General features: G+C 68.6%; 21 protein-coding genes and 1 pseudogene. 9 read left to right on the top strand and 13 right to left on the bottom strand.

The window, feature by feature from the left end; translation table 11 throughout:
• Nucleotides 1-17: 17 nt before the first annotated feature.
• Nucleotides 18-1,310 (top strand): threonine ammonia-lyase, encoded by a 1,293-nt coding sequence (gene ilvA / locus A5782_RS13315; RefSeq protein ID WP_067100308.1) that lies wholly within the window; start codon nt 18-20, stop codon nt 1,308-1,310.
• Here the strand turns inward: ilvA and A5782_RS13310 are convergent.
• Complete coding sequence (locus A5782_RS13310) at nt 1,307-1,969, bottom strand: pyridoxamine 5'-phosphate oxidase family protein (protein WP_067100305.1); 663 nt, start codon at nt 1,967-1,969, stop codon at nt 1,307-1,309. The genes ilvA and A5782_RS13310 overlap by 4 nt on opposite strands.
• A gap of 40 nt (nt 1,970-2,009) precedes the next feature.
• On the opposite strand from A5782_RS13310, the gene A5782_RS13305 reads away from it, so the two are divergent.
• On the top strand, nt 2,010-3,338 hold the full coding sequence (locus A5782_RS13305) for an aminotransferase class I/II-fold pyridoxal phosphate-dependent enzyme (RefSeq protein ID WP_067100302.1): 1,329 nt from the start codon (nt 2,010-2,012) through the stop codon (nt 3,336-3,338).
• Nucleotides 3,339-3,345: 7 nt separating this feature from the next.
• Here A5782_RS13305 and A5782_RS13300 read toward each other — a convergent pair whose 3' ends face one another.
• From A5782_RS13300 to A5782_RS13270, 7 genes and pseudogenes are all read right to left on the bottom strand, one after another.
• Nucleotides 3,346-3,528, bottom strand: a complete 183-nt coding sequence (locus A5782_RS13300) for a hypothetical protein (protein ID WP_067100299.1) — start codon at nt 3,526-3,528, stop codon at nt 3,346-3,348.
• A gap of 56 nt (nt 3,529-3,584) precedes the next feature.
• Entirely contained in the window at nt 3,585-5,315 is a 1,731-nt protein-coding gene (treZ, locus tag A5782_RS13295; protein ID WP_067100296.1) for a malto-oligosyltrehalose trehalohydrolase, read from the bottom strand.
• A complete protein-coding gene (gene treY / locus A5782_RS13290; protein ID WP_067100293.1) occupies nt 5,308-7,608 on the bottom strand; it encodes a malto-oligosyltrehalose synthase in 2,301 nt (766 codons plus the stop codon). The genes treZ and treY overlap by 8 nt, the downstream gene beginning before the upstream one ends.
• A 3-nt stretch (nt 7,609-7,611) precedes the next feature.
• Entirely contained in the window at nt 7,612-9,813 is a 2,202-nt protein-coding gene (gene glgX, locus A5782_RS13285; RefSeq protein WP_067100289.1) for a glycogen debranching protein GlgX, read from the bottom strand.
• A 61-nt stretch (nt 9,814-9,874) separates the two neighbouring features.
• Nucleotides 9,875-12,043, bottom strand: coding sequence for an acyltransferase family protein (locus tag A5782_RS13280; protein ID WP_067100286.1), 2,169 nt, complete (start codon nt 12,041-12,043; stop codon nt 9,875-9,877).
• A gap of 303 nt (nt 12,044-12,346) precedes the next feature.
• Nucleotides 12,347-13,027 (bottom strand): annotated as a pseudogene (gene ripD / locus A5782_RS13275) (NlpC/P60 family peptidoglycan-binding protein RipD); the annotation flags it as partial.
• A gap of 329 nt (nt 13,028-13,356) precedes the next feature.
• On the bottom strand, nt 13,357-13,833 hold the full coding sequence (locus A5782_RS13270; protein WP_067100280.1) for a hypothetical protein: 477 nt from the start codon (nt 13,831-13,833) through the stop codon (nt 13,357-13,359).
• A 62-nt stretch (nt 13,834-13,895) separates the two neighbouring features.
• Here A5782_RS13270 and A5782_RS13265 point away from each other — a divergent pair, with 62 nt between their 5' ends.
• From A5782_RS13265 to A5782_RS13250, 4 genes are all read left to right on the top strand, one after another.
• Nucleotides 13,896-15,200 (top strand): adenosylmethionine--8-amino-7-oxononanoate transaminase, encoded by a 1,305-nt coding sequence (locus A5782_RS13265; RefSeq protein WP_067100277.1) that lies wholly within the window; start codon nt 13,896-13,898, stop codon nt 15,198-15,200.
• Nucleotides 15,201-15,261: 61 nt separating this feature from the next.
• A complete protein-coding gene (locus tag A5782_RS13260) occupies nt 15,262-16,407 on the top strand; it encodes an 8-amino-7-oxononanoate synthase (protein ID WP_067100273.1) in 1,146 nt (381 codons plus the stop codon).
• A gap of 9 nt (nt 16,408-16,416) precedes the next feature.
• Nucleotides 16,417-17,097 (top strand): dethiobiotin synthase, encoded by a 681-nt coding sequence (bioD, locus tag A5782_RS13255; protein ID WP_067100271.1) that lies wholly within the window; start codon nt 16,417-16,419, stop codon nt 17,095-17,097.
• Nucleotides 17,097-17,603, top strand: coding sequence for a 2'-5' RNA ligase family protein (locus A5782_RS13250; RefSeq protein ID WP_067100268.1), 507 nt, complete (start codon nt 17,097-17,099; stop codon nt 17,601-17,603). Before bioD ends, A5782_RS13250 begins: the two co-directional genes overlap by 1 nt.
• A gap of 57 nt (nt 17,604-17,660) precedes the next feature.
• Here the strand turns inward: A5782_RS13250 and A5782_RS13245 are convergent, their stop codons facing one another.
• The 4 genes from A5782_RS13245 to A5782_RS13230 all read right to left on the bottom strand — a co-directional run bounded on the left by A5782_RS13245 (nt 17,661) and on the right by A5782_RS13230 (nt 21,524).
• The gene (locus A5782_RS13245) at nt 17,661-19,025 is read right to left on the bottom strand and encodes a hypothetical protein (RefSeq protein ID WP_067100267.1); all 1,365 of its coding nucleotides are present in this window, start codon (nt 19,023-19,025) and stop codon (nt 17,661-17,663) included.
• Nucleotides 19,022-19,384, bottom strand: a complete 363-nt coding sequence (locus A5782_RS13240; RefSeq protein WP_067100266.1) for a hypothetical protein — start codon at nt 19,382-19,384, stop codon at nt 19,022-19,024. The genes A5782_RS13245 and A5782_RS13240 overlap by 4 nt, the downstream gene beginning before the upstream one ends.
• Before the next feature lie 4 nt (nt 19,385-19,388).
• Nucleotides 19,389-21,221 (bottom strand): hypothetical protein, encoded by a 1,833-nt coding sequence (locus A5782_RS13235; protein ID WP_067100265.1) that lies wholly within the window; start codon nt 21,219-21,221, stop codon nt 19,389-19,391.
• 117 nt (nt 21,222-21,338) lie between these two features.
• Nucleotides 21,339-21,524, bottom strand: a complete 186-nt coding sequence (locus A5782_RS13230; RefSeq protein ID WP_067100263.1) for a hypothetical protein — start codon at nt 21,522-21,524, stop codon at nt 21,339-21,341.
• Between the two features lie 134 nt (nt 21,525-21,658).
• Between A5782_RS13230 and bioB the strand changes: the two genes are divergently transcribed.
• Genes bioB through A5782_RS13215 form a run of 3 tightly spaced genes read left to right on the top strand, consistent with a single transcriptional unit; the run spans nt 21,659 to nt 23,625 of the window.
• The gene (gene bioB, locus A5782_RS13225) at nt 21,659-22,696 is read left to right on the top strand and encodes a biotin synthase BioB (protein ID WP_067100260.1); all 1,038 of its coding nucleotides are present in this window, start codon (nt 21,659-21,661) and stop codon (nt 22,694-22,696) included.
• Between the two features lie 33 nt (nt 22,697-22,729).
• Nucleotides 22,730-22,957 carry a hypothetical protein gene (locus A5782_RS13220; protein ID WP_067100256.1) on the top strand — a complete coding sequence of 76 codons (228 nt, stop codon included), beginning with the start codon at nt 22,730-22,732 and terminating at the stop codon, nt 22,955-22,957.
• A complete protein-coding gene (locus tag A5782_RS13215) occupies nt 22,954-23,625 on the top strand; it encodes a DUF2567 domain-containing protein (protein WP_067100252.1) in 672 nt (223 codons plus the stop codon). The genes A5782_RS13220 and A5782_RS13215 overlap by 4 nt, the downstream gene beginning before the upstream one ends.
• Here A5782_RS13215 and A5782_RS13210 read toward each other — a convergent pair.
• Nucleotides 23,620-24,960, bottom strand: a complete 1,341-nt coding sequence (locus A5782_RS13210) for a lipase family protein (protein ID WP_067100443.1) — start codon at nt 24,958-24,960, stop codon at nt 23,620-23,622. The two genes, A5782_RS13215 and A5782_RS13210, sit on opposite strands and share 6 nt — an antisense overlap.
• Between the last annotated feature and the right edge of the window lie 5 nt (nt 24,961-24,965).

The following is a 24,965-nucleotide window of genomic DNA, read 5'->3' as shown; positions in this document are numbered from 1 at the left end:
CGTGGCACCATTGACCAGTGTCCGCCGAATTGAGCCAGAGCCCGAGCGTCTCGCCGTTATCCGCGGCTGACATCGACGGCGCGGCCAAGCGGATCGCCGCAGTGGTCACGCCGACCCCATTGCAGTTCAGCGACCGGTTGTCGGCGATCACCGGCGCGCAGGTCTACCTCAAGCGCGAGGACCTGCAGATCGTGCGCTCCTACAAGCTGCGCGGCGCCTACAACCTGCTGGTCCAGCTGTCCGAGACGGAGCTGGCCGCCGGCGTGGTGTGCTCGTCGGCGGGCAACCACGCGCAGGGCTTCGCCTACGCGTGCAAGATGCTGCAGGTGCACGGCCGCGTCTATGTGCCCGCCAAGACGCCCATGCAAAAGCGCGACCGGATCCGCTACCACGGCGGCGACTTCATCGACCTGATCGTGAGTGGCACCACCTACGACCTCGCCGCCGAAGCGGCCCTGGCCGACGTGGAAAGCACCGGCGCCACCTTGGTTCCGCCCTACGACGACCTGCGCACCATGGCGGGCCAGGGCACAATCGCCGCCGAACTGCTCGATCAGCTCGGCCCGTCCGTGGGGGAGCCGGATCTGGTGGTGGTCCCGGTCGGCGGCGGCGGCTGCATCGCCGGCATCACGACCTATCTCGCCGAGCGGACGAACAACACGTTGGTGCTGGGCGTCGAGCCGGCCGGCGCCGCGGCGATGATGGCCGCGCTGTCCGCCGGGGAGCCGGTGACCCTGGACCACGTCGATCAGTTCGTCGACGGCGCCGCGGTGCGGCGGGCCGGAGACCTGACCTACGCCGCGCTGGCGGCCGCCGGCGACATGGTCTCGATCACCGCGGTCGACGAGGGCGCGGTCTGCACCGCGATGCTCGACTTGTATCAGCACGAGGGCATCATCGCCGAGCCCGCGGGTGCGCTGTCGGTCACCGGATTGCTGGACGCCGACATCGAGCCCGGTTCGACGGTGGTGTGCCTGATCTCGGGCGGCAACAACGACGTGTCGCGCTACGGCGAGGTGCTCGAGCGCTCGCTGGTGCACCTCGGCCTCAAGCACTACTTCCTGGTGGACTTTCCGCAGGAACCCGGTTCGCTGCGCCGCTTCCTCGACACGGTGCTCGGGCCGAACGACGACATCACCCTGTTCGAGTACGTCAAGCGCAACAACCGGGAGACCGGCGAGGCGCTGGTCGGCATCCAGTTGGGATCCTCGGCCGACCTTGACGGCCTGCTGGCCCGGATGCGTGCGACGGAATTGCACGTCGAGACCCTGAAACCGGGCTCGCCGGCCTACCGCTACCTGCTGCTCTAGCCCGACAGATACGGCGGCAACGCGATCGCCGGGTCGAGGTCGTCGGCCGGCACCGGTGTTCCGGCCGTCAGGCTCAGCGGCACCACGCCCGCCCAATGGGGCAGCGGGAGGTCCTGCGGATCGTCAACCGGGGGACCGCTGCGCACCTTCGCCGACACCTCGACGAGGTCGAGCGCGAGCACCCCGGTCGCGGCGAGCTCGCGGGCATCGGGGGCTCTGCAGTCGGCGGCGCGCCCCGGTGCGATGTGATCGAGCAGGCAGTTCAGCGCCCGCGACTTTTCCGCCGGATCCTCGACCACGCGCGCATCACCCTGCACGACCACCGAGCGGAAGTTCACCGAGTGGTGCATCGCCGACCGGGCCAGCACCAGACCGTCGACCAGGGTGACGGTGACGCAGACCGGCAGGCCCGACCCCGATGCGTTGGCCGCCTTTGCCGCCAGCAACGGGCCGCTGCCGGTCGAACCGTGCAGATAGAGCGTTTCCGCGAGCCGGGCATGTGTCGTGGGCAAGACGACCGGCCGCCCGGCGCTCAGGTAGCCCAGGTGGCAGATCAGCGCCCCATCGAGGATGTCGTGAACGGCGCGCCGGTGGTAGTGAGCGCGTTCCCGGTAGCGGGTCGGAGTGCTGCGTGCTGTCGGCTGGTATGCGGTGTCCACGATGTTGCCCTCGGGTTTGTCCTAGTACATAATATATTGCGTGCCAGTACAAAACAGCATAACCGGAACGGGCGCGGAGTCCATAGCCGCCAGCATCGAAGCGGCGATCTCGGCCGGCGCCCTGGCACCCGGCGATGCGCTACCGCCGGTGCGCGAGCTGGCCGCACAGCTCGGCGTGAACGCCAACACCGCCGCTTCGGCCTACCGCCTGCTGCGTCATCGCGGGGTCGTCGAGACCGCCGGCCGGCGCGGCACCCGCGTGCGACATCGGCCCGCGACCACCCCGCGCTCGCTGCTCGGCCTCGAGGTGCCCGCGGGCGTGCGCGACCTGTCGACCGGCAACCCGCATCCGGACCTGTTGCCGATCGCCGGCGCATCACCGGCCGGTTGGGGCACGGGCCGGCCGGTGCTCTACGGCGAGCCGGCGCTCTCGCCGGCGCTGGAGGAGTTCACCCGCCGCACGCTGGCCGCGGACGGCGTTCCCGCCGATCACCTGGCCGTGACCAGCGGCGCGCTGGACGGCATCGAACGCGCGCTCACCGCGCATCTGCGCCCCGGTGATCGTGTCGCCGTCGAGGACCCGGGCTGGGCCAACCTTCTCGATCTCCTTGCCGCACTGGGGCTTTCGGCTCAGCCGGTGCGGGTCGACGACGAAGGGCCGTGGACCGAGGACCTGGCTCGGGCGCTGGGGAGCGGGGTGCGTGCGCTGGTGCTCACCAACCGCGCGCAAAACCCCACGGGCGCAGCACTTTCGGCCGATCGCGCCGATGCGCTGGGTGAGCTGTTGACGCGGCGGGCCGACGATCTGCTGCTGGTCGAAGACGACCACTGCGCGGGCATTTCGGGAGCACCGCTGCACACCCTGGCCGGCCGCACCACCCATTGGGCCTTCGTCCGCTCGGCGTCCAAGGCATACGGACCCGACCTGCGAGTGGCCGTGCTCGCCGGCGACCATCGCACCGTCGAACGGGTCCATGGCCGGTTGCGGCTCGGACCGGGCTGGGTGAGCCACATCCTGCAGGGCCTCGCCGTCGGCCTGTGGTGCGATTCGGCCGCGGTGGAGTTGGTCGCGACGGCCGAGCGGCGCTACGCCGAGAGCCGCCGACGGCTATGCGACGCCTTGGCCGAACGCGGCTTGCAGGCTCATGGGCGCTCCGGGCTCAACGTATGGGTGCCGGTTCCCGACGAGGCGGTCGCGATTTCCCGCCTGCTCGGCGCCGGCTGGGCGGCCGCGCCGGGCAGCCGATTCCGGCTGCACACGCCGGCGGGCATCCGCATCACGATCTCCGACCTGACTCCCGATGAGATCGATCCACTCGCCGATGCCGTCGCCGGGGCAGTGCACCCGGCCGGGCGGGCCATCGTGTAACCGCAGCTCAAGCGCCCTCGTCGTCGTCGGCGGCACCGAGTCCGGGGCCGTTCCACAACAGCTCGACGCTGGGGTGCGGCGGCATGTCGTGGCGCGCGGTGTGCCGGCCCGACACCGGGTTGGTGGCGCGGCGACCAGGCTTGCGCGGGCAGATGCGTCGCAGTGTGTGACCGAATTCAGAATGATTCATGGCGGCATCATCGGCTGTAAGCCCGCCGCGCCGCTAATCAGTTATCCACAGCCCACTCACACCGACAGGATGGCGAACGAATGGCCTTGTAGCGCAGTGCCGTCGGCATCGACGGCCGGCTCGCCCCAGGCCAGCACCACGTCACCGGTGACCGGGATCCTCACCTGCTCGGCGCCGAGGTTGCACACGATGCGCAACCGGCCGCGAGAGACCATGATCCAGCCTTGGTCCTCGTCGTAGTCGACCGTGAGGTTTTCCAGCCAGGGATCGGCCATGTCGGGGTGGTCGCGCCGCAGCGCGATCAGGTCGCGATACAGCCCGTGCAGCCGCGCGTGCTCGCCGGTGTCGATCTCACCCCAGTCGAGTTTGGAGTTGGCGAACGTCTGCGGGTCCTGCGGGTCGGGGATCTCGTCGGCGTCCCAGCCGTGTTCGGCGAACTCCGCCTTGCGTCCCTCGGCGGTGGCCTTCGCCAGCTCCGGTTCGGGGTGCGAGCTGAAGAACTGGAACGGGGTGGACGCCGCATATTCCTCGCCCATGAAAAGCATGGTGGTGTAAGGAGATCCGAGGACGAGCGCCGCCTTGATGGCCAGCTGGCCGCCGGTCAGGTTCTGCGACGGCCGATCTCCCAGGGCGCGGTTGCCGACCTGATCGTGCGTGCAGGTATAGGCGACCAGACGGGTGGCCGGGATGCCGGATTTCTCGCTGGTGTCCAGCGGCCTGCCGTGGCGGCGATGCCGGAATGACGAATACGTGGCGGCGTGAAAGAATCCGTGCCGCAGCGTCTGCGCCAGGGCGGCCAGGCTGCCGAAGTCGGCGTAGTAGCCCTGACGCTCGCCGGAGACCGCGGTGTGGATGGCGTGATGAATGTCGTCCGCCCACTGCCCGGTCAAACCGTAACCGCCACGATCGCGCCGGGTGATCAGCCGCGGGTCGTTCAGGTCGCTCTCGGCGATCAGCGACAGCGGACGCCCCAACTGCTGTGCCAGCCAGTCCGTTTCGGTGGCGAGCTCCTCGAGAATATGGATCGCGGTGGTGTCCACCAACGCGTGGACGGCATCCAACCGCAGGCCGTCGGCATGGAAATCGCGCATCCAGCGCAACGCGCACCCGATGATGTAGCGGCGCACCTCGTCGGAATGGGCGTCGGCGATGTTGATGCCCTCGCCCCACGGGTTGCTCGCCGACGACAGGTAGGGCCCGTATCGCGGAAGGTAGTTGCCCGACGGGCCCAGGTGGTTGAAGACCGCGTCGATCAACACCCCCAAACCCTTTGCGTGGCAGGCGTCGACGAAGCGCACCAGCCCGTCGGGCCCGCCGTAGGGTTCGTGCACGCTGTACCACAGCACGCCGTCGTATCCCCAACCGTGGATGCCGGCAAAGGAATTCACCGGCATCAGCTCGACGAAGTCCACACCGAGATCGACCAGATAGTCCAGCTTCTCGATGGCTGAGTCGAAGATGCCGGCCTCGGTGAACGTGCCCAGGTGTAGCTCGTAGATCACCGCGCCCTCGACCGGGCGGCCGGCCCATGCGGTATCGGTCCACGCCGCCGCGGCCGGATCCCACAATTGCGAGCGGGCGTGCACCCCCTCAGGCTGGCGGGGTGAGCGCGGGTCGGGCAACACGGTGGGGTCGTCGTCGAGCAAATAGCCATAGCGGGCGTCCGGCGCGGTGTCCACGGTCGCATGCCACCAACCGTCGGCCGAGCGCGTCATGGCGTGCGTCTGGCCGTCGACGTCCAGCCGAACCAACGCGGGTTTGGGCGCCCAGACCCGGAATTCAGTCATGGTGACGCTCCAACAGCACGACCGGCAGGTCGGCGAACAATTGGGCGGCCGACGTGGGTCCGTCCGCGATCGCCCCGGTGAGCGCATCTTTCCAGGTTCCGTGCGGCAGCGGCAAAACCGTGTTGCCCCAGCCCGTTTCGGCCAGCCGAATCGTCCAGCGGGTTACTGCCACCACGATGTCCTCGCCCCGGCGGAAGGCCAGCACGTGCTCGCCGGCATCGCCGTCGGCCAGAACCGGGACGTAGTCGCCGCGCAGGAAGGTGTCCGGATGGTCACGGCGCACGCGCAGCGCGGTGGTGACGACCCGGATTTTCGGATGCTCCAACTCCCGTAGGGCGGCGCGCCGGGCGGCGTAGTCGACGGGACGACGATTGTCCGGGTCGACCAGGCTGTCGTCCCACAGCTCGGTGCCCTGGTACACATCCGGAATCCCGGGCACGGTCAGCGCCAACAGCTTCTGGGCCAGCGCGTCACTGGCGGCATGCGGATTGAGTTGGGCGACAAGCTCGGTCAGCTGGCCCGCCACCGGGCCGTCGAGCACGGAGTCCAGCCAGCGGTGCACCGCATCCTCGAACGCGGCGTCCGGGTCGTTCCACGAGGTATGCCAGGCAGCTTCCCGGATGGCCTTCTCGGTGTAGGCGTGCAGCCGGTCGCGCAGCGCGTCGGTGACCTCACCGTTGACGGGCCATACGCCGAAGATGTTCTGCCACAAGAAATGTCCGGTTGCCGGATCGGGGGAGGGGGCGCGGACCTCCCAGCGGGAGAGGAACTCGGTCCACAGCGACGGCACCTGTGACAGCACCGAAATCCGGGCCCGCACGTCCTCGCCGCGCTTGGTGTCATGGGTGGTCAGCGTCGTCATGGTCTGCGGCCACAACCGGGCTCGGGTGGCGGCGCTGTGATGAAATTCGGCCGCACCGACACCGAAGCGGTGCGGCTCGCCGCCCACCTCGTTGAGCGAGACCAACCGGGCGTCACGGTAGAACAAGCAGTCTTCCACCGCCTTGGCGGTGACGGCGCCGCAGAGCTGCTGCAGCCGCGTGGCCGGCTCGCCACCGCGGGCCAGCGCCGCGGCCAGCACCTGCAGTGCGGGCCCCAACTGCGGTGCGGCCGCCTCGGTTTCGGCCAACGCGGTGGGCAGCAGCGCGACCAGCCCGGGGTAGTCGCAGCGGTAGACCCCGATGTGGGTGAGCAGCGCGGCCACCGCTTCGGGCAGCTGCGGGTGGTCGACGCCGGCCGCGGCCACGATGCTGCGGCGCAGCCTGGCCAGCTCGCTGGCCAGCGTCACGGTGGCCGCGTGGACTTTCAGCTCCGCCAGCCGCGCGGGCATCGTGTCGTAGGCCGGACCCGCGGAGTCGACCAGCCCGGTCAGCGCCGGCGCCCCGGCGGGGTCCACGAAAACCCCGCCGACTTCCCGCAACACGTCATAGCCGGTGGTTCCGCCGACCGGCAGCGTCGGCTCGAGCGCCTCGTCGACGGCCAGGATCTTCTCGATCACGATCCAGGCCGCCGGACCGGTCAATTCGCGCAACCAGGCCAGGTATCCGCACGGGTCGGACAGGCCGTCGGGGTGGTCGATGCGTATGCCGTCGACGAGTTCCTCGGCGAACCACCGGCCGACCTCGGCGTGGGTGGCGTCGAAGACGGCGCGATCCTCCTGACGTAACCCCGCGAGCGAGGTGATCGAGAAGAAGCGGCGGTAGCCGCACACGCCGTTTCGCCAGCCCACCAGCCGGTAGTGCTGGCGGTCGTGCACTTCGGGGCCGGTGCCCTCCGCGGTTCCCGGCGCGATCGGCAGCGCGAGATCTCCCAGCCGCAGCAGGTCCCCGTCCACGGTGAGGTCGGCGGCGTCGTCGTCGGAGCCCAGCACCGGCAGCACGAGGCGGCCGTCGTCATCGAGGTCCCAGTCGATGTCGAAATATGTTGCGTAGGGCGAAGAACGGCCGTTCCGAAGGACATCCCACCACCATGGGTTCTGCTGGGGCGCATCGATGCCCACATGGTTGGGCACGATGTCGACGACCAGCCCCATGCCGCGCGCCCGGGCCGCCGCCGACAGCCCCGCCAGGCCCTCGCGCCCGCCGATCTCGGGGGACACCGTCGTGGGGTCGGTGACGTCGTAGCCATGACTCGATCCCGCGGTCGCGGTCATGATCGGGGACAGGTACAGATGCGACACGCCGAGGTCGTTGAGGTAGTCGAGCAGGTCCTCCGCGTCGGCGAAGGTGAACGCGAACCCACTGGATTCACCACGCAGTTGCAGCCGGTAGGTGGAGATGACGGGTAAAGCCATGCGTTACTGCGTCTTACGCAACACGAGCAGCGAACGTGAGGGCAGTGACACCTTCTCTTCGGCGGTCACCGTCGGATCGGCCCCTTCTTTGCGGCCCGTCGGTTCGTTGGTGTCCAGTTCCACGGTCCACTCTTTCGCATAGTCGCTGTTCGGCGTTACGAACTCCACCGGGTCTTCACCGGCGTTGAAACACAACAGGAATGAGTCGTCGACCACCCGCTCGCCGCGGAGGTTCGGCGCGCTGATGGCCTCACCGTTGAGGAATACCGCCACGCACTTGTGGAAGCTTTCGCCCCAATCCTCATGCGTCATCTCCGCCCCGGCCGGCGTCAGCCAGGCGATGTCGCGCACCTCGTCGCCGGTCCGGATCGGTTCGCCCTCGAAGAACCGGCGCCGCCGAAACACCGGATGCCGCTTGCGCAGCGTGCTCACCTTGCGCGCGAATGCCAGCAGGTCAGCATTCTTGTCGACCAAAGACCAGTCCATCCAGGACAATTCGGAGTCCTGGCAGTACACATTGTTGTTGCCGTTCTGCGTGCGCCCAAACTCGTCACCGTGGGCGATCATCGGCGTGCCCTGGCTGAGCATCAGGGTCGCCCAGAAGTTGCGCATCTGACGGCAGCGCAGCTCGGTGATGTCGGGATCGTCGGTGGGGCCTTCGACGCCACAGTTCCACGATCGGTTGTGACTCTCCCCGTCCCGGTTGTCCTCGCCGTTGGCCATGTTGTGTTTTTCGTTGTAGGACACCAGGTCGTTGAGCGTGAATCCGTCGTGCGCCGTGACGAAGTTGATGCTGGCGCTGGGGCGCCGACCCGTCGCCTCGTACAGGTCCGACGACCCGGTCAGCCGGGAAGCGAACTCGCCCAGGGTTGCGGGCTCGCCCCGCCAGTAATCACGCACAGTATCGCGATACTTCCCGTTCCACTCGGTCCACAAACCCGGGAAATTCCCGACTTGGTAGCCGCCCTCGCCGACATCCCACGGTTCGGCGATCAATTTGACCTGGCTGACGATCGGATCCTGCTGCACCAGATCGAAGAACGCGCTCAACCGGTCGACGTCGTGCAGTTCGCGGGCCAGCGTGGCGGCCAGGTCGAAGCGGAACCCGTCCACGTGCATCTCGGTCACCCAGTAGCGCAGCGAGTCCATGATCAACTGCAGCACGTGCGGGTGGCGCGGGTTGAGGCTGTTACCGGTGCCGGTGTAGTCCTTGTACAACCGCAGGTCGGTGTCGACCAGCCGGTAGTACGCCGCGTTGTCGATGCCGCGGAAATTGATGGTGGGACCGAGGTGGTTGCCCTCGGCGGTGTGGTTGTACACCACGTCGAGGATCACCTCGATGCCGGCTTCGTGGAAGCTGCGCACCATGGATTTGAACTCGGCGACGCTGGACGTGCGGTTGGCGGCGTACTGGTTGTGTGGGGCGAAGAATCCGAAAGTGTTGTACCCCCAGTAGTTTCGCAAACCCAGGTCGAGCAGCCGCGAGTCGTGCATGAACTGGTGTACCGGCATGAGTTCGATGGCCGTGACACGCAGCGACTTGAGGTGGTCGATGATGGCGGGGTGGGCCAGGCCGGCATAGGTGCCCCGAAGCTCCTCGGGGACGCTGGGATGGTTCTGCGTCATTCCCTTGACGTGGGCTTCGTAGATGACCGTCTCGTAGTACGGGGTCAGTGGCGCGCGGTCGGATCCCCAGTCGAAGAAGGGGTTGCTCACCACACTGGTCATGGTGTGGCCCAGCGAATCGACCATGGGCGGGGTCCCCGGGTCGGCCCCATCGGCGTTGGGCCCGTCCGGGTCGACAGCCTTCATGTCATAGGAGAACAGCGCCTGACCGAAGCTGAAGTCGCCGTGAAAAGCCTTGCCGTACGGGTCGAGCAGCAGCTTGCTGGGGTCGCAGCGGTGCCCGGCGGCCGGGTCGAAGGGACCGTAGACACGATAGCCGTAGCGCTGGCCGGGAGTGATGTTCGGCAGGTACGCGTGCCAGACGAATCCGTCCACCTCGTCCAAGGGAATCCGCGACTCGCTGCCGTGATGGTCGATCAGGCACAACTCGACTTTCTCGGCGATTTCGGAGAACAACGAGAAGTTGGTTCCGGCGCCGTCGTAGGAGGCGCCGAGCGGATACGGGTTGCCCGGCCACACGGTGGCGAGCTTGGGTTGGTGGTTGCCGCCTGCTTCTGAAGCGGGACTGTTGGTTGACACCTATCGACCTTATCCGCGTGCGGTTGGGCTCACGCGCGTTAGAGGCGAGGAGTAAGGCGGGTCACCACCAGCCGGTGGCCTCGGCGATCTGGCGCCCCAATTCGGGTGCCATGGTCCGCACGTAGGTGGGGGACAGGTGGTGGGCGCCGTGATAGATCAGGATGTTTCCCTCGACCGGGCGGCACACGTCGGTGCGGCAGATCGCGTCCGACATGTCGAGCACCTTGAGCTGCGGGAACTGCGCGACGAAGTCGAGCGTCTGGTTGCGGTCGGAGAGCACGTCGGAACGCTTGATCGCGCATGACTGCGCGGTGCCGCCCCGTTTGGCGAGGCAGTCGGCCGGGTCGAACGGTTGGCCGTTCTTCACCAACCACGGCGTGTCTCGCATCCCGAGGATGGGAATGTTGTTGTCGGACAACGCCTGCCAGATGCCGATATAGGTGGCGGGCATCACATCGCCGGTCTTGATGTTCCACGGCCGGGTCGTGGTGGTGAATACGTAGTCGGGCCGGTCGGTGACCAGTTTGGTCATCGTTCGCTGCACCCATTCCCGGCACTGCGGGTAGGGGGCGTTATTGCCCATGATCAGCGGGACCTGCTCGGTCGACAGCGGGCAGCCCATCTTGAGGTACGTCACGACCTTGACGTGGTGCAGCTTGCCCAGCATGTCCAGCGCGGGTAGCCAGTGTTCGGCATGTGACCCGCCCGCCAGCGCGATGGTCCGGTCGGCGGCCACATCACCGTAGGTGCAGGTGACCACCGTCGGGTTGACGAAGTCGCTGATGCACCCGTCCCGGGTCGAGACGGGCAGGTCCTGTTTGACCTCTAGGACGGTCGGCCGCATGGGCAACGCGGGCACCCGCACGTGTTCGGTGAGGGCACGCGCGCCGGGATAGTCCTGCGGGTTGAGGACGCTGAGCTCCTTGCCGGCCGACCGCAGGACCGTGACGTGCTGACGCCAGGTGAATGAGGTCGCGGTCAGGGTCACGCCCAGCAACACGATGGCCGATCCCAGCGCCATCGTGGCTCGGGGCAGGCGCTTCAGCCACGGAATGGCCGGCGCGGCCGTCGGCTTCGAGGATGCGCGGTAGCGCAACGGATCCTCGACGAGCCGGTTGGTCAGATAGGCCAGCACCCCGGACACCAGCAGCAGCATGGCGCCTTCGACGAAATTGGCGTGCTTGTGCCCGCTGTAGGACAGCCAGAAGATGAGCAGCGGCCAGTGCCAGAGGTATAGCGCATACGCCATGGCGCCCAGCTCCACCAGCGGCCTTGTCGCCAGCAGGCGATTGGGCAGTGGTAACCGGGCGCCCGTGCCGCGATCACCCTGCAGGTTGGCTCCGACGAGGATCATCAGCATGGCGGCGCCGACCGGCACCAGCGCCCACGGGCCGGGGAACTCCCGCACGCCGTCGATCAGCGCCCCGCAGGACAGCACCGCGCCCAGCGCGACGGTGGCCAACACCGTCCGCAACCACATGGGCCAGCGGATGTGGGTCACCAGCGCGCCAACCAGCGCGCCGAGCAACAACTCCCAACCCCGCGCGAAGCTGTTGTAGTAGGCGGCAGCCTGGTCTTGCTGATGCGCGATGATCGCGTAGACGAACGATGCCACCGTCAACGCGGTCAGCACCACCAGGAAGACGGTCCGGAGCCGGGCACCCGCCGAGCGCCGGAACAGGTAGCCCAAGCCAGCGATCAACACCAGGAAGCTGACGTAGAACTGGCCCTGCACCGACATCGACCAGATGTGCTGCAAGGGACTGACGGCTTCGCCCGCCCGCAGGTAGTCGGCGGCCGTGTTGGCCAGCTCCCAGTTCTGGTAGTAGCCGAGGCTGGCAAGGCTTTGGTCGGCGAATGTCTCCCAGCGGGTCTCCGGTTGAACCAGAATGGTCAGCACCGCACAACCGGCCAGCACCACCACCAGGGCGGGTACCAGCCGACGGATGAGCCGGATCACCTCGGCCAGCGGCGACAGCGTCACAGCCGGGTTCAGTGCGACGCGAATGACCTTGCCGCCGAAGAAGAATCCGGACAGCGCCAGGAACACGTCCACGCCGCCGGAGACCCGGCCGAACCAGATATGGAAGACGGCAACCAGCGCAATAGCAACGCCGCGCAGGCCGTCGAGGTCGTAGCGATAGAACCCCTGGGACCCCGTCCTGCGGACTCCCGCGGTCCCCGGATCGACGGTGGCGTCCGGTGCGGGAGACGGTGACAAGGTCTGCATGATCGACAGTCAATTTACCGAAAACCCGCCACCCGCTCCCGACAGCTCGCGGCGGGACGGCTGCTCAGCGGGACACTGAACATCCGCGCCGGGCGGCGGGGGAGCAAGTGACGGGCGTCGGACGGGAAACGAACGGGGAAACTACCTGCCGATACCGGCGCCGGTCGGCTGCAACGGCGACTGCTGGGTCGGCAGCTGCTGTACGGGCGCCTGCTGGAACGGCGACTGCTGCAGCGGGGCCTGTTGCGTCGGGACCTGCTGCAACGGCGCCTGTTGGGTGGGCAGCTGCTGCGGTGTCTGCTGGTAGGGCGCCTGTTGCAGCGGGGCCTGTTGGGTGGGCGCCTGTTGCAGCGGCGCCTGTTGGGTGGGCAGCTGCTGCGGTGTCTGCTGGTAGGGCGCCTGTTGCAGCGGGGCCTGTTGCGTCGGTGCCTGCTGGGCGGGCGGCTGCTGGGGCGCCTGCTGCAACGGTGCCTGCTGCGCCGGCGCGGTGGCGCCGAGAATCCGGACCATGTAGGGCGTCATGCCGTTGCCGCGGACCGGCGAGACCTGCACGACGTCACCGACCTCGAGCATCTGGTTATTGCCCAGGTACATCGCGACGCTTTGCGTGCCCTCGGGGCCGTAGAAGATCAGGTCACCCTTGCGGGCCTGCTGGGGCAGGACCTTCTGACCCACCCGGTAGATCGCGCCCGACGACCGCGGCAGCTTGATGCCGGCGCCCGCGTAGGCGTACTGCATCAGGCCCGAAGCGTCGAAACCAACGGTGTTGATGCCGGTCCCGGTGCCGCGGGTGGGGCCGTTGATGCCGCCACCGGCCCAGGAGAACGGCACACCGCGCTGCGACAGACCGCGGGCGATCACCACGTCGGTGGCCTGCTGATAGTCCATCGACCTGGCGCCCGGGTCGGCGGTCGCGATGGTGGGAACCACCATCGGCGCCCCGAGCAGGGCCAAACCGATCGCGAAGGCGTAGATGCGTTTCATTTTTTTTCGTGGCCTCTCAGGCGCTCAATGGGCCTCGGCGCGGTGACCTAGCGCGTCCGCCCCCGGTTCATGTACGAAGCGCGACCTCCACGCTGGGGCCGAACACCGTCCATGGCACTTGCGAAGTGAATCAGCGGTCAGCCCGCTGTATTCACATCAGTCACACAAGCCACTTTGACAACAGAAACTGTCAGCCGCCAGGTCCACGCGGGATTATTTGTCGTACCGTGACCGGACGGTGACTGGCGTGCCGAATCCCGTATGCACGGTTGTGATTTCGGTCTCAGTCGGTGACGAAATCACACACCCGCAAAGGCGGCAGCGGGCGATCAGAGCCAGTAGCGTTCGCTGAACATGGTCAGCATCGATCCGGCCACCGAACTGGCCATGACCAGCGCCAGCGCCAGAACCGGCCAGAAGGACATGTACCAGCCCTTCAGGATCGAAACCACCGGTCCGATGACGGCGGCGGTCATGGCCGCACCGATACCGCCCCACACCACCGGGTGGATGTACAGGTCCAGCCCGTAGGGAACTGGGCCGCAGGTTTCGTCCGTACAGACATTCGCCAGGAAGCCGAAAAGCCGCGTCGGCCAGGTCGTCGCCGTGGCCAGCACCGCCAGCAGGACCAGCAACGCGACGGTGCAGATGATGTCCCAGGGCGCCACCCGCACCCGCAGCACCCGCGGCGCCTCGTCGTCGTAATCCACCAGCGGGTAGTGCGTGTCCCTGGACCAGCCGGGACCCGGCGCGGGCCCGGCCACGGGTCCCGGCGCTGCGCTCTCGGGCTGCTGCGGCGTGGCCATGATGTCCCATGCTTCCCGACGTCGGAGTTTTGCGCGAATCGGCTGCTTTACCCTCGATCACTATGCCCGCGGCGAAGGCCGGGCTGACGCCCGAGCAGATCAGTGCGATCGACGCCGCGCACCTGTGGCATCCCTACAGCACCATCGGTGCCGAATCCGTCGCCCCCGTGGTGGCGGTCGGAGCTCGCGGGGCCCGGCTCACCCTGATCCGCGACGGCAAGTCCATCGAGGCGCTCGACGCCATGAGCTCCTGGTGGACCGCGATCCACGGGCACGGCCACCCCGTGCTGGATGCGGCGCTTTCCGCCCAGCTCGGCGCGATGAACCACGTGATGTTCGGTGGGCTGACCCACGAACCCGCGGCGCGACTGGCCCAGCTGCTGGTGGACATCACCCCGGCCGGGCTGGAGACGGTGTTCTTCAGCGACTCCGGATCGGTGTCGGTGGAGGTGGCGGTGAAGATGGCGCTGCAGTACTGGCGCAGCCGCGACCGGCCCGGCAAGCACCGGCTGATGACCTGGCGCGGCGGCTACCACGGCGACACCTTCACGCCGATGAGCGTCTGCGACCCCGACGGCGGCATGCACTCGTTGTGGACCGACATTCTGGCCTCACAGGTGTTCGCCCCGCAGGTGCCCCGTGAGTACGACCACGGCTACAGCGCGGCGTTCGAGGAACAGCTGGCCGGGCACGCGGCCGAGTTGGCCGCCGTCGTCGTCGAGCCCCTCGTCCAGGGCGCCGGCGGCATGCGCTTCCACGACCCGCAATACCTGCGCGACCTGCGCGACATCTGCCGGCGGCACGAGGTACTGCTGATTTTCGACGAGATCGCCACGGGCTTCGGGCGCACCGGCGAGCTCTTCGCCGCCGACCACGCCGGCGTGAGCCCGGACATCATGTGCGTGGGCAAGGCGCTGACCGGCGGATACCTGACGTTGGCCGCCACCTTGTGCACGACCGACATCGCCCACACCATCAGCGCCGGTGAGGCCGGGGCGCTGATGCACGGTCCCACGTTCATGGCCAACGCGCTGGCCTGCGCGGTATCGGTGGCCAGCGTCGAGGTGCTGCTCGGACAGGACTGGCGGTCGCGGGTCGCCGAGATCGGCGCCGGACTGGCGGCCGGACTCGAGCCGGCGCGGACACTGCCCGGCGTGAGCGACGTACGGGTGTGCGGCGCCATCGGCGTCATCGAATGCGAGCGCCCGGTCGACCTGGCCGTCGCCACCCCCGCGGCACTGGACCACGGCGTGTGGCTGCGCCCATTTCGCAACCTGGTCTACGCGATGCCGCCCTACATCTGCACGCCCGACGAGATATCCCAGATCACCTCGGCGATGCTGCAGGTCGCCCGCCTCGTGGGCTAGCAGTGACGACCCGCTGCGCCCGGCTTCGCCGCCCTGGCGATCGCCACTAGGCTGAACGCCGATGAAGGCACCGATCGAGGTTTCCCCGCTGGCCTGGCTGGAGGCGGTGGAACGGCAGCGCCGCGAGGCGGGGCTGCGCCGCTCACTGCGGCCGCGCCCCGCCGTTGCCACCGAGCTGGACCTGGCCTCCAACGACTACCTCGGGCTCTCACAACACCCCGACGTGATCGACGGCGGAGTCGCCGCGCTGCGCATGTGGGGCGCCGGGGCGACCGGGTCCCGGCTGGTCACCGGTGACACCGAACTGCACCAGAAGTTCGAGTCCGAGCTGGCCAACTACGTGGGCGCGGCCTCGGGACTGCTGTTCTCCTCCGGATATGCGGCCAACCTGGGGGCCGTCGTCGGCCTGTCGGGCCGGGGTTCACTGCTGGTCTCCGACGAGTATTCGCACGCGTCGCTGGTGGACGCCTGCCGGCTGTCGCGAGCGCGGGTGGCTGTGACGCCGCATCGCGACGTCGGTGCCGTTGAGTCGGCCCTGCGGGCTCGCGACGAGGAGCGCGCGATCGTCATCACCGAGTCGGTGTTCAGCACCGACGGCGCGCTGGCGCCGCTGCGCGAATTGCACGACCTGTGCCGCCGCCACCGCGCCCTGCTCATCGTCGACGAGGCGCACGGTCTGGGGGTGCGCGGCGGCGGGCGCGGGCTGCTGCACGAAGCCGGGCTGGCCGGCGCCCCCGACGTGGTCATGACCACGACGCTGTCCAAGGCGCTGGGCAGCCAGGGCGGCGCGGTCCTGGCGCCGGCACCCGTGCGCGCGCATCTGATCGACGCGGCGCGCACGTTCATCTTCGACACCGGCCTGGCCCCGGCGGCGGTGGGCGCCGCGCAGGCGGCGCTGACCGTGCTGCGGGCCGAACCCTGGCGGGCGGACGCGGTGTTGCGCCATGCCGCCATGCTGGCCGAGGTCTGCGGCGTACGGGAGGTTCCCCAGTCGGCGGTGGTGTCGGTGATCCTGGGCGACCCGGACGTGGCGGTGGCCGCAGCGACCGCCTGCCTGGACGCCGGCGTGCGGGTGGGATGCTTCCGACCCCCGACCGTGCCCGCCGGGACGTCGCGGCTGCGGCTGACCGCGCGTGCGTCGCTGGACGACGCCGAGCTCGAGGTCGCGCGCCGGGTGCTGACCGATGTGCTCGCCAATCTTGGTTGAGGTACGCCGGTGACGGTTCTGGTCGTCACCGGCACCGACACCGGCGTCGGCAAGACGGTCGTCACCGCGGCGCTGGCCTGTCACGCCCGTCAGGCCGGCATCGAGGTGGCGGTGTGCAAACCGGTGCAGACCGGCACCGACGCCGGCGACGACGATCTCGCCGAGGTGGCTCGGCTGTCCGGGGTGACCGAGCTGGCCGGGTTCGCCCGCTATCCGCGGCCGCTCGCGCCGGTGGCCGCCGCCGAGGCTGCCGCAACGCCGTTGCCCAGCCGCGAGCAGCTGCTGGCGCTCATCGGCGAGCTGGACCGGCCGGGGCGGCTGACGTTGGTCGAGGGCGCCGGGGGGCTGCTGGTCGAACTCGGCGAACACGGTGTCACCGCACGCGATCTCGCCGAAGCACTCGGCGCCGCGGTGCTGGTCGTGGTCAGCCCGGCGCTGGGAACCCTCAACCACACCGCGCTGACTCTGGAATCCATTGCCGCGCGCAATCTTTCGTGCGCCGGCCTGGTCATCGGCAGCTGGCCCCGGCATCCCGGGGTGGTGGAGACGACGAATCGGTCCGCGCTGGGGCGACTGGCGGCGGTACGCGCCGCGCTGCCGGAAGGGGCGGCGGCGCTGAATGCCGCCGAGTTTGCGTCGCTGTGCGCCCAGGCCTTCGACCGCGACTGGGTCACCACGCTGGTCGGCTGATGGTCCACTCCATCGAGCTGGTCTTCGACCGCGACACCGAGGCGGCGATCCGCCACATCTGGGAAGGCTTGGCTGCGGCCGGAATTCCCAGTCAGGCACCGGCCAGCCGGCCACACGTGACGCTGGCCGTGGCCGAAGGCATCGCCGCAGACGTCGACGAGCTGCTCAGCGCGGTGCGCGAGCAGCTGCCGCTGCGCTGTCTCATCGGCGCGCCGGTGTTATTCGGCCGCGCCAGTGTGGTTTTCGCGCGGCTGGTGGTGCCCTCCGGCGAACTGTTGGCCCTGCATGCCCGGGTGCACCGGTTGTGCGGTCCGTATTTGACGCCGGGACCGATGCCCAACAGTCTGCCCGGTCAGTGGACCGCGCACGTCACTATGGCGCGGCGCGTCGGGGGCGCCCACCTGGGGCGGGCGCTGCGCATCGCGGGCCGGCCCGCCCAGATCGACGGCAGCTTCGCGGGTTTGCGCCGCTGGGACGGCAACAAGAAGGTCGAGCACCTGATCTAGGTCGAATGGCGGCGGCCCGCTGCGCCCGGCTTCGCCGCGCTTGCGACCGCCGCCGGGTTAACCCCCGAAGAGCAGATACAAACCGGTGAAGGTGTAGCTCACCATCACCAGCATCATGGTCAGCTGGCCGGTGAGCTGATGGCCGGCGGGTAGCAGCCGCAGCGCCTTGTCGTGGGCCGCGATCACCGCGACGATGTGCCCGGTGACCACGCAGGTCACCTTGACCGCGGCGAGCACCGGCGGGTGCATGGACAAGACGTAGGCGGGGTGCAGATGCGCCAGGCCGAGCAGATTCCACCCGCGGCCGAACGGATCGGCCAGCGCGAACACCGCCTGCTGTCCGCGCTCCACCAGGTAGGACAGGTAGTGCGCGAAGATGTAGCCCACCACGATCGGGATCAGTGAATGCGCCATCCGGCCGGGCAATTCGCGGCGCTGCTCTGGACTGACGCCGCCGGTGGCGCGTGCTGCGAGTGAAAAGGTCACTGCCACAACGCAAATGAAGACGATTAGTCCGGCGGTGCGCAGCACCGACGACGCCAACGTCGGGGGTGCGCCGAATTCACGGGTGAGTTGATCGGAGAAGCCGCGCCAGGTCGGCGACGACGAGAAACTGTCGAACGCCGTCGATCCGAGCAGCACCGCCAGCAGCACCACGACGCCCGGCCGCACCGGCAGCGACGGCAGATGGTCGAGCGGGTTTCCGATAACGATCTTTTGAGTCTCCGCGTTGCGGCGAAACGGCGAGAGCCGCGAGACGGCCATGCTGTACACGCCGAACGGGTCGGCGCGGGCCAGCCAGCGCTGTCCGCACAGCCACGCACCGGCCAGCATCAGCACGGCGTAGGCGGCTATCCACGTCCTGACCCAAGGCAGTGACGCCGGGTTCGGGCTGGCCAGCTCCATCCAGACGAAGGCGAACAGGCCGAATGCGGCGGGCCGATAGCCCCAGCCTTCGGGGTAGGACAGCCGTGGCCGGCCGAGCCGCTCCGGGGTGATGCGCCGCAGCAGCAGATACACCGTGCGCATCGGCGAAATCACCCGCCACACGGGCCCGATGGCCAGCGACAGCGCCACCAGCCCGACCCACAGCAGCACGTAGAACGCGCCGAGCAGTGCGTTGGAATCCGATTCGGGACCCCACACCCCGGCGGCCACCGCCCACGCCGCGAACACCAGGGCCGGCGCGGCCGCCGACCACCGGGTCACCGGGGAGTCGACGAACGTCGTCAGCGCCGTCGGCAAGGGCCGGCCCGGCTTGAGCGGATCGAACCGCGGCTGTCGCCACGCGAACGCCACGAGCGCGAACGTGAACGTCAATGCCCATGCCGCCCCGACCATCGCGTAGGCATACGGCACCGGAAGGTCACCTGAACCACCGAGGCCGTGCGCGAGCACCACCGCCGCAGCGGCGGAGCTCACGGCTGTACTTGGATGGTTGCGACGGTGCGGTCCAGATGGTGCAGCTCGACCGCGACGTTGCCGGGAACGTCGACGGCGAACTGGAACGTCTGGTTGGGTGCGGCCGCGACCTGGAATTTGTGGTCGGGCGTCGAATGCACGTGGAGCTCGTCGGTGGCGTCGCTGGTCACGTGCAGGGTGATCTGCTGATGCACCTTGGCCTGCAGCGTGGCGTTGGTGGGCGTTACCTGCCCGTTGGCGATGGTCACGTCGACCGCCAGCGGTGCGGCCGGGGCCTTATTGGTGGAACCGCCACAGCCGACCAGGCCGCAGACCAGCGCCGCCGTCCACGCCGCGATGACGGTGCCGCGAAGTGTCATGGATTCACGCCGCCCGGGGGATCTGTTGCTTGTCCTCGACGGGTTCGGGTTCGGTGACCGCGTAGCCGAGCCGGCCCGCGCCCCACGTCAGGCCGGCGATCACCATCAGCGTCAGGAACAGCACCACGAAGGAGCCGGCGGTGAACAACCACACCGGGGCGTTCTGGTCGCGTTCGCGCTGCAGAATGGTGATCTCCTGCACGAACGGCCGGTTCATCGCCGACAGCGCGGGAACCTCGGGCGCCGGAATGGCGTCATCGGCCGGTTCGTAGATCGGCACCGCGGTCATCGTGTAGCCGTCCTGGACCCGCAGCAGGGTCTTCCACGATCCCCACACCGGCAGCGGCCGAGTGGACCGGTAGTGGCCGGGTCCGACCTTGTCGAGCCGGTCGATCTGCAGACCGCGATCGTTCTCCATCCGGCCCTGCCAGGACAGGATGGTCACCCAGTCCGGGTGCGCGCTGACCATGTCGGCCGGTTGGAGTTGAATATCGGCTGACACCATGCGTTTCCCGGGTGCGCTGGGCACGTCGGTCAGGGTGATGGTGGCGTTGTTCTGCCGCGGCACCACGATGTGCAGCCCGTTGGCCACAGCGCCGCCGATCACCAGCACCGTCGCCACGATCACCGAGATGCCGGCGGCGCGGCTCGGGAGCCGCTGCCCGGTGAGCACCAAGCCGAACAACGCACCGCACATGCCCATCAGAACCGCGACCGGCACCGCCATGGCCAGGGCCTCGCCCCACATGCTGACCGGCCAGGGGTAGTGGTACACCGCCGACACCCACAGCGACTCCAGCCACAGCCCGATGGTGCCCACGCCCAGGCCCGCGACGGCGCCGAAAACGATGGGGCGCTTGAAAAGCGGAGTCAGCGCGATCACCTCGACCGCCAGCGCGGGGCCGAGATAGAGCGGGAACCAGTTGATCGGGGCCCCGAGGACCGGCCCGACCAGCAGGGCGACGCCACCGCGCAGGGCGATGGCGAAGACGGCCGCGATCAGGGCCGCTCCCCGGCCCATGGTGATGCGGGCGGCGACCGCTGCCAGCGCCGCCGCCGCGGCGATCATCATCGGCTGCAGAACGAGCCGGAATTGCTCGACGCCGAAGTCGTATTCGATTTGGTACACCGACAGGCCGATGAACATGCCGCCGAAGGACAGGTAGCGCAGGAAGGTGATGAAGACGCCGTGGTAGACCTCCTCGCCTTCGTCGGCCTCACCCTCACGCTCCAGCATCAGCACCGCGAACAGCGAGAAACAGGCGCCGCCGATCATCATCAGATGTGTTGGGCCCCAAAGAGTTACGTCCTGGCCGAAGATGCGGTGCCAGATGTCGTCGAGCGGGAACCCGATCATCGCGTACAGCCCGCAACCGGCCATCAGCACGCCGCCCACCGGCGCGTGCCAGTTGCGCGTGATGCGCACCGCCGCCGGGCCGGGCTTGTCGAACGGCAGCACGACCGCCGTCATTCCGCCCAGGAAGATTCCGAACAATCCGATGATGATGAAGTAGTGCGCCGGGTTGGCCAACGGGCCGGGGTCGCGGCCGTTGCCGATATGCCAGCTGACGTCCCAGATGAACCCGAACAGCGCGCAGATGATCGACGTGGTGAACACCAGAACCGGCAGGGCGACCCAACCGGGCCGGTGAAACTTGTCGCCCACCCTGTCGGCGGTGCGGGTCAACCACTCGATGCGGTGGGTGCGGTGGGCATGGCCCACCCACAGCAACAGCAGGGTGATCACCACCGCGGCGATCGAGAGCCCGATCACCTGATTCAGTCCCGCACCGCGTGCCGGTGCCTCAGCGACAATTGTCAGTTCGTTCGACCGCATCGTTGTGCCTCCCAACCGCGCCGGGCCGCCCCGGAGGATCCGATTGAAGTCAACCGCTTATTACTGCCAAGTAGGTTCGTGATTGTTTGTTTAATGCCCCGCTACAGGCCTCGTCAATCACTTTTTGTCGGGCGTGTCGGGATGGGAGGCGTCCGTCGAGGCCTTCGTTGTGTTCCGGCCCTCGCGACGGTCGCGCAGCGCGATGAACAAAATCACCCCGACGACGATCACCGCAGGCAGGAACGCCGGCGCCGCCAACAGGAGGTAATGGTGTGCCAGGAATTCGACGTGCGGAGTCACCATGGTCGTATACCCAGAGGTAGGTCGTGTCCTTCGGCCGTTACCCTACTTTGAACACCTTTACATTCACGCTGCCATCACCACGTGGCAGATGTGTCCCCACGCGCGGACACGAAGATGAGGCAGGGGAGTACCTGGTGACTCAAGCGGCAACTCGACCGACGGACGAAATCGGCAACGACGAGGACATCTTGGCGGTGGCCCGGCGGCAGGTGCTGGAGGACGGCCAGGGATTGAGCAGGGACCAGGTGCTGCGGGTGCTGCAGCTGTCCGACGACCGGCTCGATGAACTGCTGGCGCTGGCCCACGAGGTGCGGATGCGCTGGTGCGGCCCCGAGGTCGAGGTCGAGGGCATCATCAGCCTGAAGACCGGCGGCTGCCCGGAGGACTGTCACTTCTGCTCGCAGTCGGGGCTGTTCGCGTCGCCGGTGCGCAGTGCCCGGTTGGACATTCCCAGCTTGGTGGAGGCGGCCAAGCAAACCGCTAAGTCCGGCGCCACCGAATTCTGCATCGTTGCCGCGGTGCGCGGCCCCGACGAGCGGTTGCTGGCCCAGGTTGCGGCCGGTATCGAGGCGATCCGCAACGAGGTCGAGATCAACATCGCCTGCTCGCTGGGCATGCTGACCGCCGAACAGGTCGAGCAGCTCTCCGCGATGGGCGTGCACCGCTACAACCACAACCTCGAGACCGCCCGCTCGTTCTTCACCAACGTCGTGACCACCCACAGCTGGGAAGAGCGTTGGGAGACATTGTCGATGGTCCGCGACGCCGGCATGGAGGTCTGCTGCGGCGGCATCCTGGGCATGGGAGAGACCCTCGAGCAGCGGGCGGAATTCGCCGCCGAACTGGCCGAACTCGGCCCCGACGAGGTGCCGCTGAACTTCCTCAACCCGCGTCCCGGCACCCCGTTCGGCGACCTGGAAGTGATGCCGGCGAGCGAAGCGCTGAAGTCGGTGGCCGCCTTCCGCCTGGCGCTGCCGCGCACCATGCTGCGGTTTGCCGGCGGCCGCGAGATCACCCTGGGCGACCTGGGCGCCAAGAAGGGCATCCTGGGCGGTATCAACGCCGTGATCGTCGGCAATTACCTGACCACGCTGGGTCGTCCCGCCGAATCCGACCTGGAATTGCTCGACGACCTGCAGATGCCCCTCAAGGGGCTCAACGCCAGTTTGTAGGGCCGGCTGCCGCGGCTAGGGGGTTGGAGACTTGTGGTTGGCGATCTGGGCGCTGCGGTCAGTGCCGGCGTCTACAACGTCTACACCGGGGAATTAGGGGGCACCTCAGTGCCGACAGCGGCCCGGTTGGGTCTTGAGCCTCCCCGGTTCTGCGCGGCATGCGGGCGCCGGATGGTGGTGCAGGTTCGCCCCGACGGCTGGCGGGCGCGCTGCTCGAGGCACGGCGAGGTCGATTCCGCCGATCTGGAGACGCAGCGGTGACCGAGCAGGCCAAGACGGGCGCCGCGGATTTCTCCACACCCGCCACCGTTTCCCGCCGGACGCGAGTGCGCGCGCTCCTGATCGTCGCCCTGGGGTCGGCGGCAACCGGTCTGGCGATCGGCGGCCTGTGGGCGTGGATCGCCCCGCCGATTCGCGCCGTGGTGGCACTCACCCGCTCGGGCGAGCGGGTACATGACTATCTGGGCAACGAGTCCGAGCACTTCTTCGTCGCACCGGCCCTGATGCTGGGGCTGCTGACCGTGCTGGCGGTGGTGGCCTCGGTGGGGGTGTGGCAGTGGCGCGAGCACCGCGGGCCGGGGATGGTGATCGCCCTGTCGACCGGCATGGCGGCGGCCGCCGCCGCGGCCTCTGCGGTGGGCGCCGGGTTGGTGCGGCTGAGCTATGGCGCCCTGGACTTCGATGCGGTACCGCTGACGAAAAGCCCGTCGGTCGCATACGTCACGCAGGCGCCGCCGGTGTTCTTCTCGGACGGTCCGCTGCAGATCGCGGTGAGTCTGTTATGGCCCGCGGGTATCGCGGCCCTGGTCTACGCCGTGCGCACCGCAGCGGACGCCCGCGACGACCTGGGTGCGCTTCCGCCGGAGCCTAGGCCTTCGGATGCGCTGCCGGTCGGGGCCGGAGGCGCCGCCGAAGCGCCCGTGTCATAGCGGACGGCGGCCGATCTTGCGGCCCGTGACGACTTTGGCCGCGATCTTCACCAGCCGGGCCATGCCGACGTAGGTCATCGGGTTGAACATCGTCGGCCACGTGGTTCGGACCAGGTGATCGGTCAGCGGGCGGCCTTCGAAGCGATCCGTCAGCCAGCGCAGCGCCATCGGCGCCGACAGCGGATGCAGCATCATGTGCTCGTTGAAGGCGTCGCGGTGGTAGGTGACCCGCGCACCGCCGGCCGAATACGCGTCGGCGAGCACGTCGATGTCGTGAACGTCGATCAGGTAGTCGTGCACGGCCTGCACGATCAACACCGGTGGCGTCGGGACGGCGGCGCCCAGCTTGATGTGGTCGAAGACGTAGGTGATCTCCGGGGTGGACAGGATCTGCTCGAGCGGCTCGTCGAGGTAGTCGCCCATGTTCTTGCCGGCCATCCGCACCACGGCTTCCACCGTCGTCATCTTCTCCAGCGAGTCGAGCAGGGCGCGCCCCTCCTCGTTGGTGTGCTCTCTGATCACCCGGTCCAGGTCGGGATAGATGTGCGCGAGCGCGGCCACCACCAGCGCGGGAAGCCCCGACAGGAAGCTGCCGTTGAGCCGGCGGAAGGTGTTGCCGAGGTCCCCGACGGGCGAGCCCAGCACCGCCCCGACGATGTCCAGTTCGGGCGCGTACTCGGCGCACATCTCAGCGGCCCACGCGCTGGCCAGTCCGCCACCGGAGTACCCCCACAGGCCGATGGGGGCGGACGCGGACAGGCCCAGGCGCCCCGAACTCCGCGCGGCCCGGATGCCGTCCAGGACGCGGTAGCCGGGCTCGTACGGCGCGCCCCACAGCCCGCGCAGACCTTCGTGGTCGGGCACCGAGACGGCCCACCCCTCGGCGACGGCGGCGGCGATCAGAAAAAGCTCGAGCTGGCCGATCGCCCCCAGCGCCTTCGCCCTGCGCCGCAGCGCATAGGACGGGAAACAGCGCGACGAGACGGCGTCGATGGCGCACTGATACGACAGCAGCGGGCAGGACTGCCCTGGAGCGAGGTGGGCGGGGACGATCACCGTCGTGGCGGTGGCCTCCGGCTCGCCGTTCATGTCCATGGTCCGGTACAGCAGCTGGACGGCTTTGATCGGCTGCGGGATCAGGCCGAGGAACGCCAGCTCGACGTCGCGCGAACGCAGCACGGTGCCGGGCTCGGCGTGCTGGAAGCCCAGTGGCGGCTGGTAGAACGGGTCGTCCGACGGCAGCAGCGGACGCACCTTGTGCTGCAGTTCCTCGTGTGGCGGCCGGGCGATCCATTCCGCGCCGTGCGTGCCTGCCAGGTTGCCGAGCTCAGCCATTGAGG

Origin of the sequence: Mycobacterium sp. 852002-40037_SCH5390672, from assembly GCF_001665875.1 — a bacterium.
Taxonomy (GTDB): Bacteria; Actinomycetota; Actinomycetes; order Mycobacteriales; family Mycobacteriaceae; genus Mycobacterium.
The sequence above is the reverse complement of the archived record's forward strand: the minus strand, read 5'-3'. Positions and strand labels throughout refer to the sequence as shown.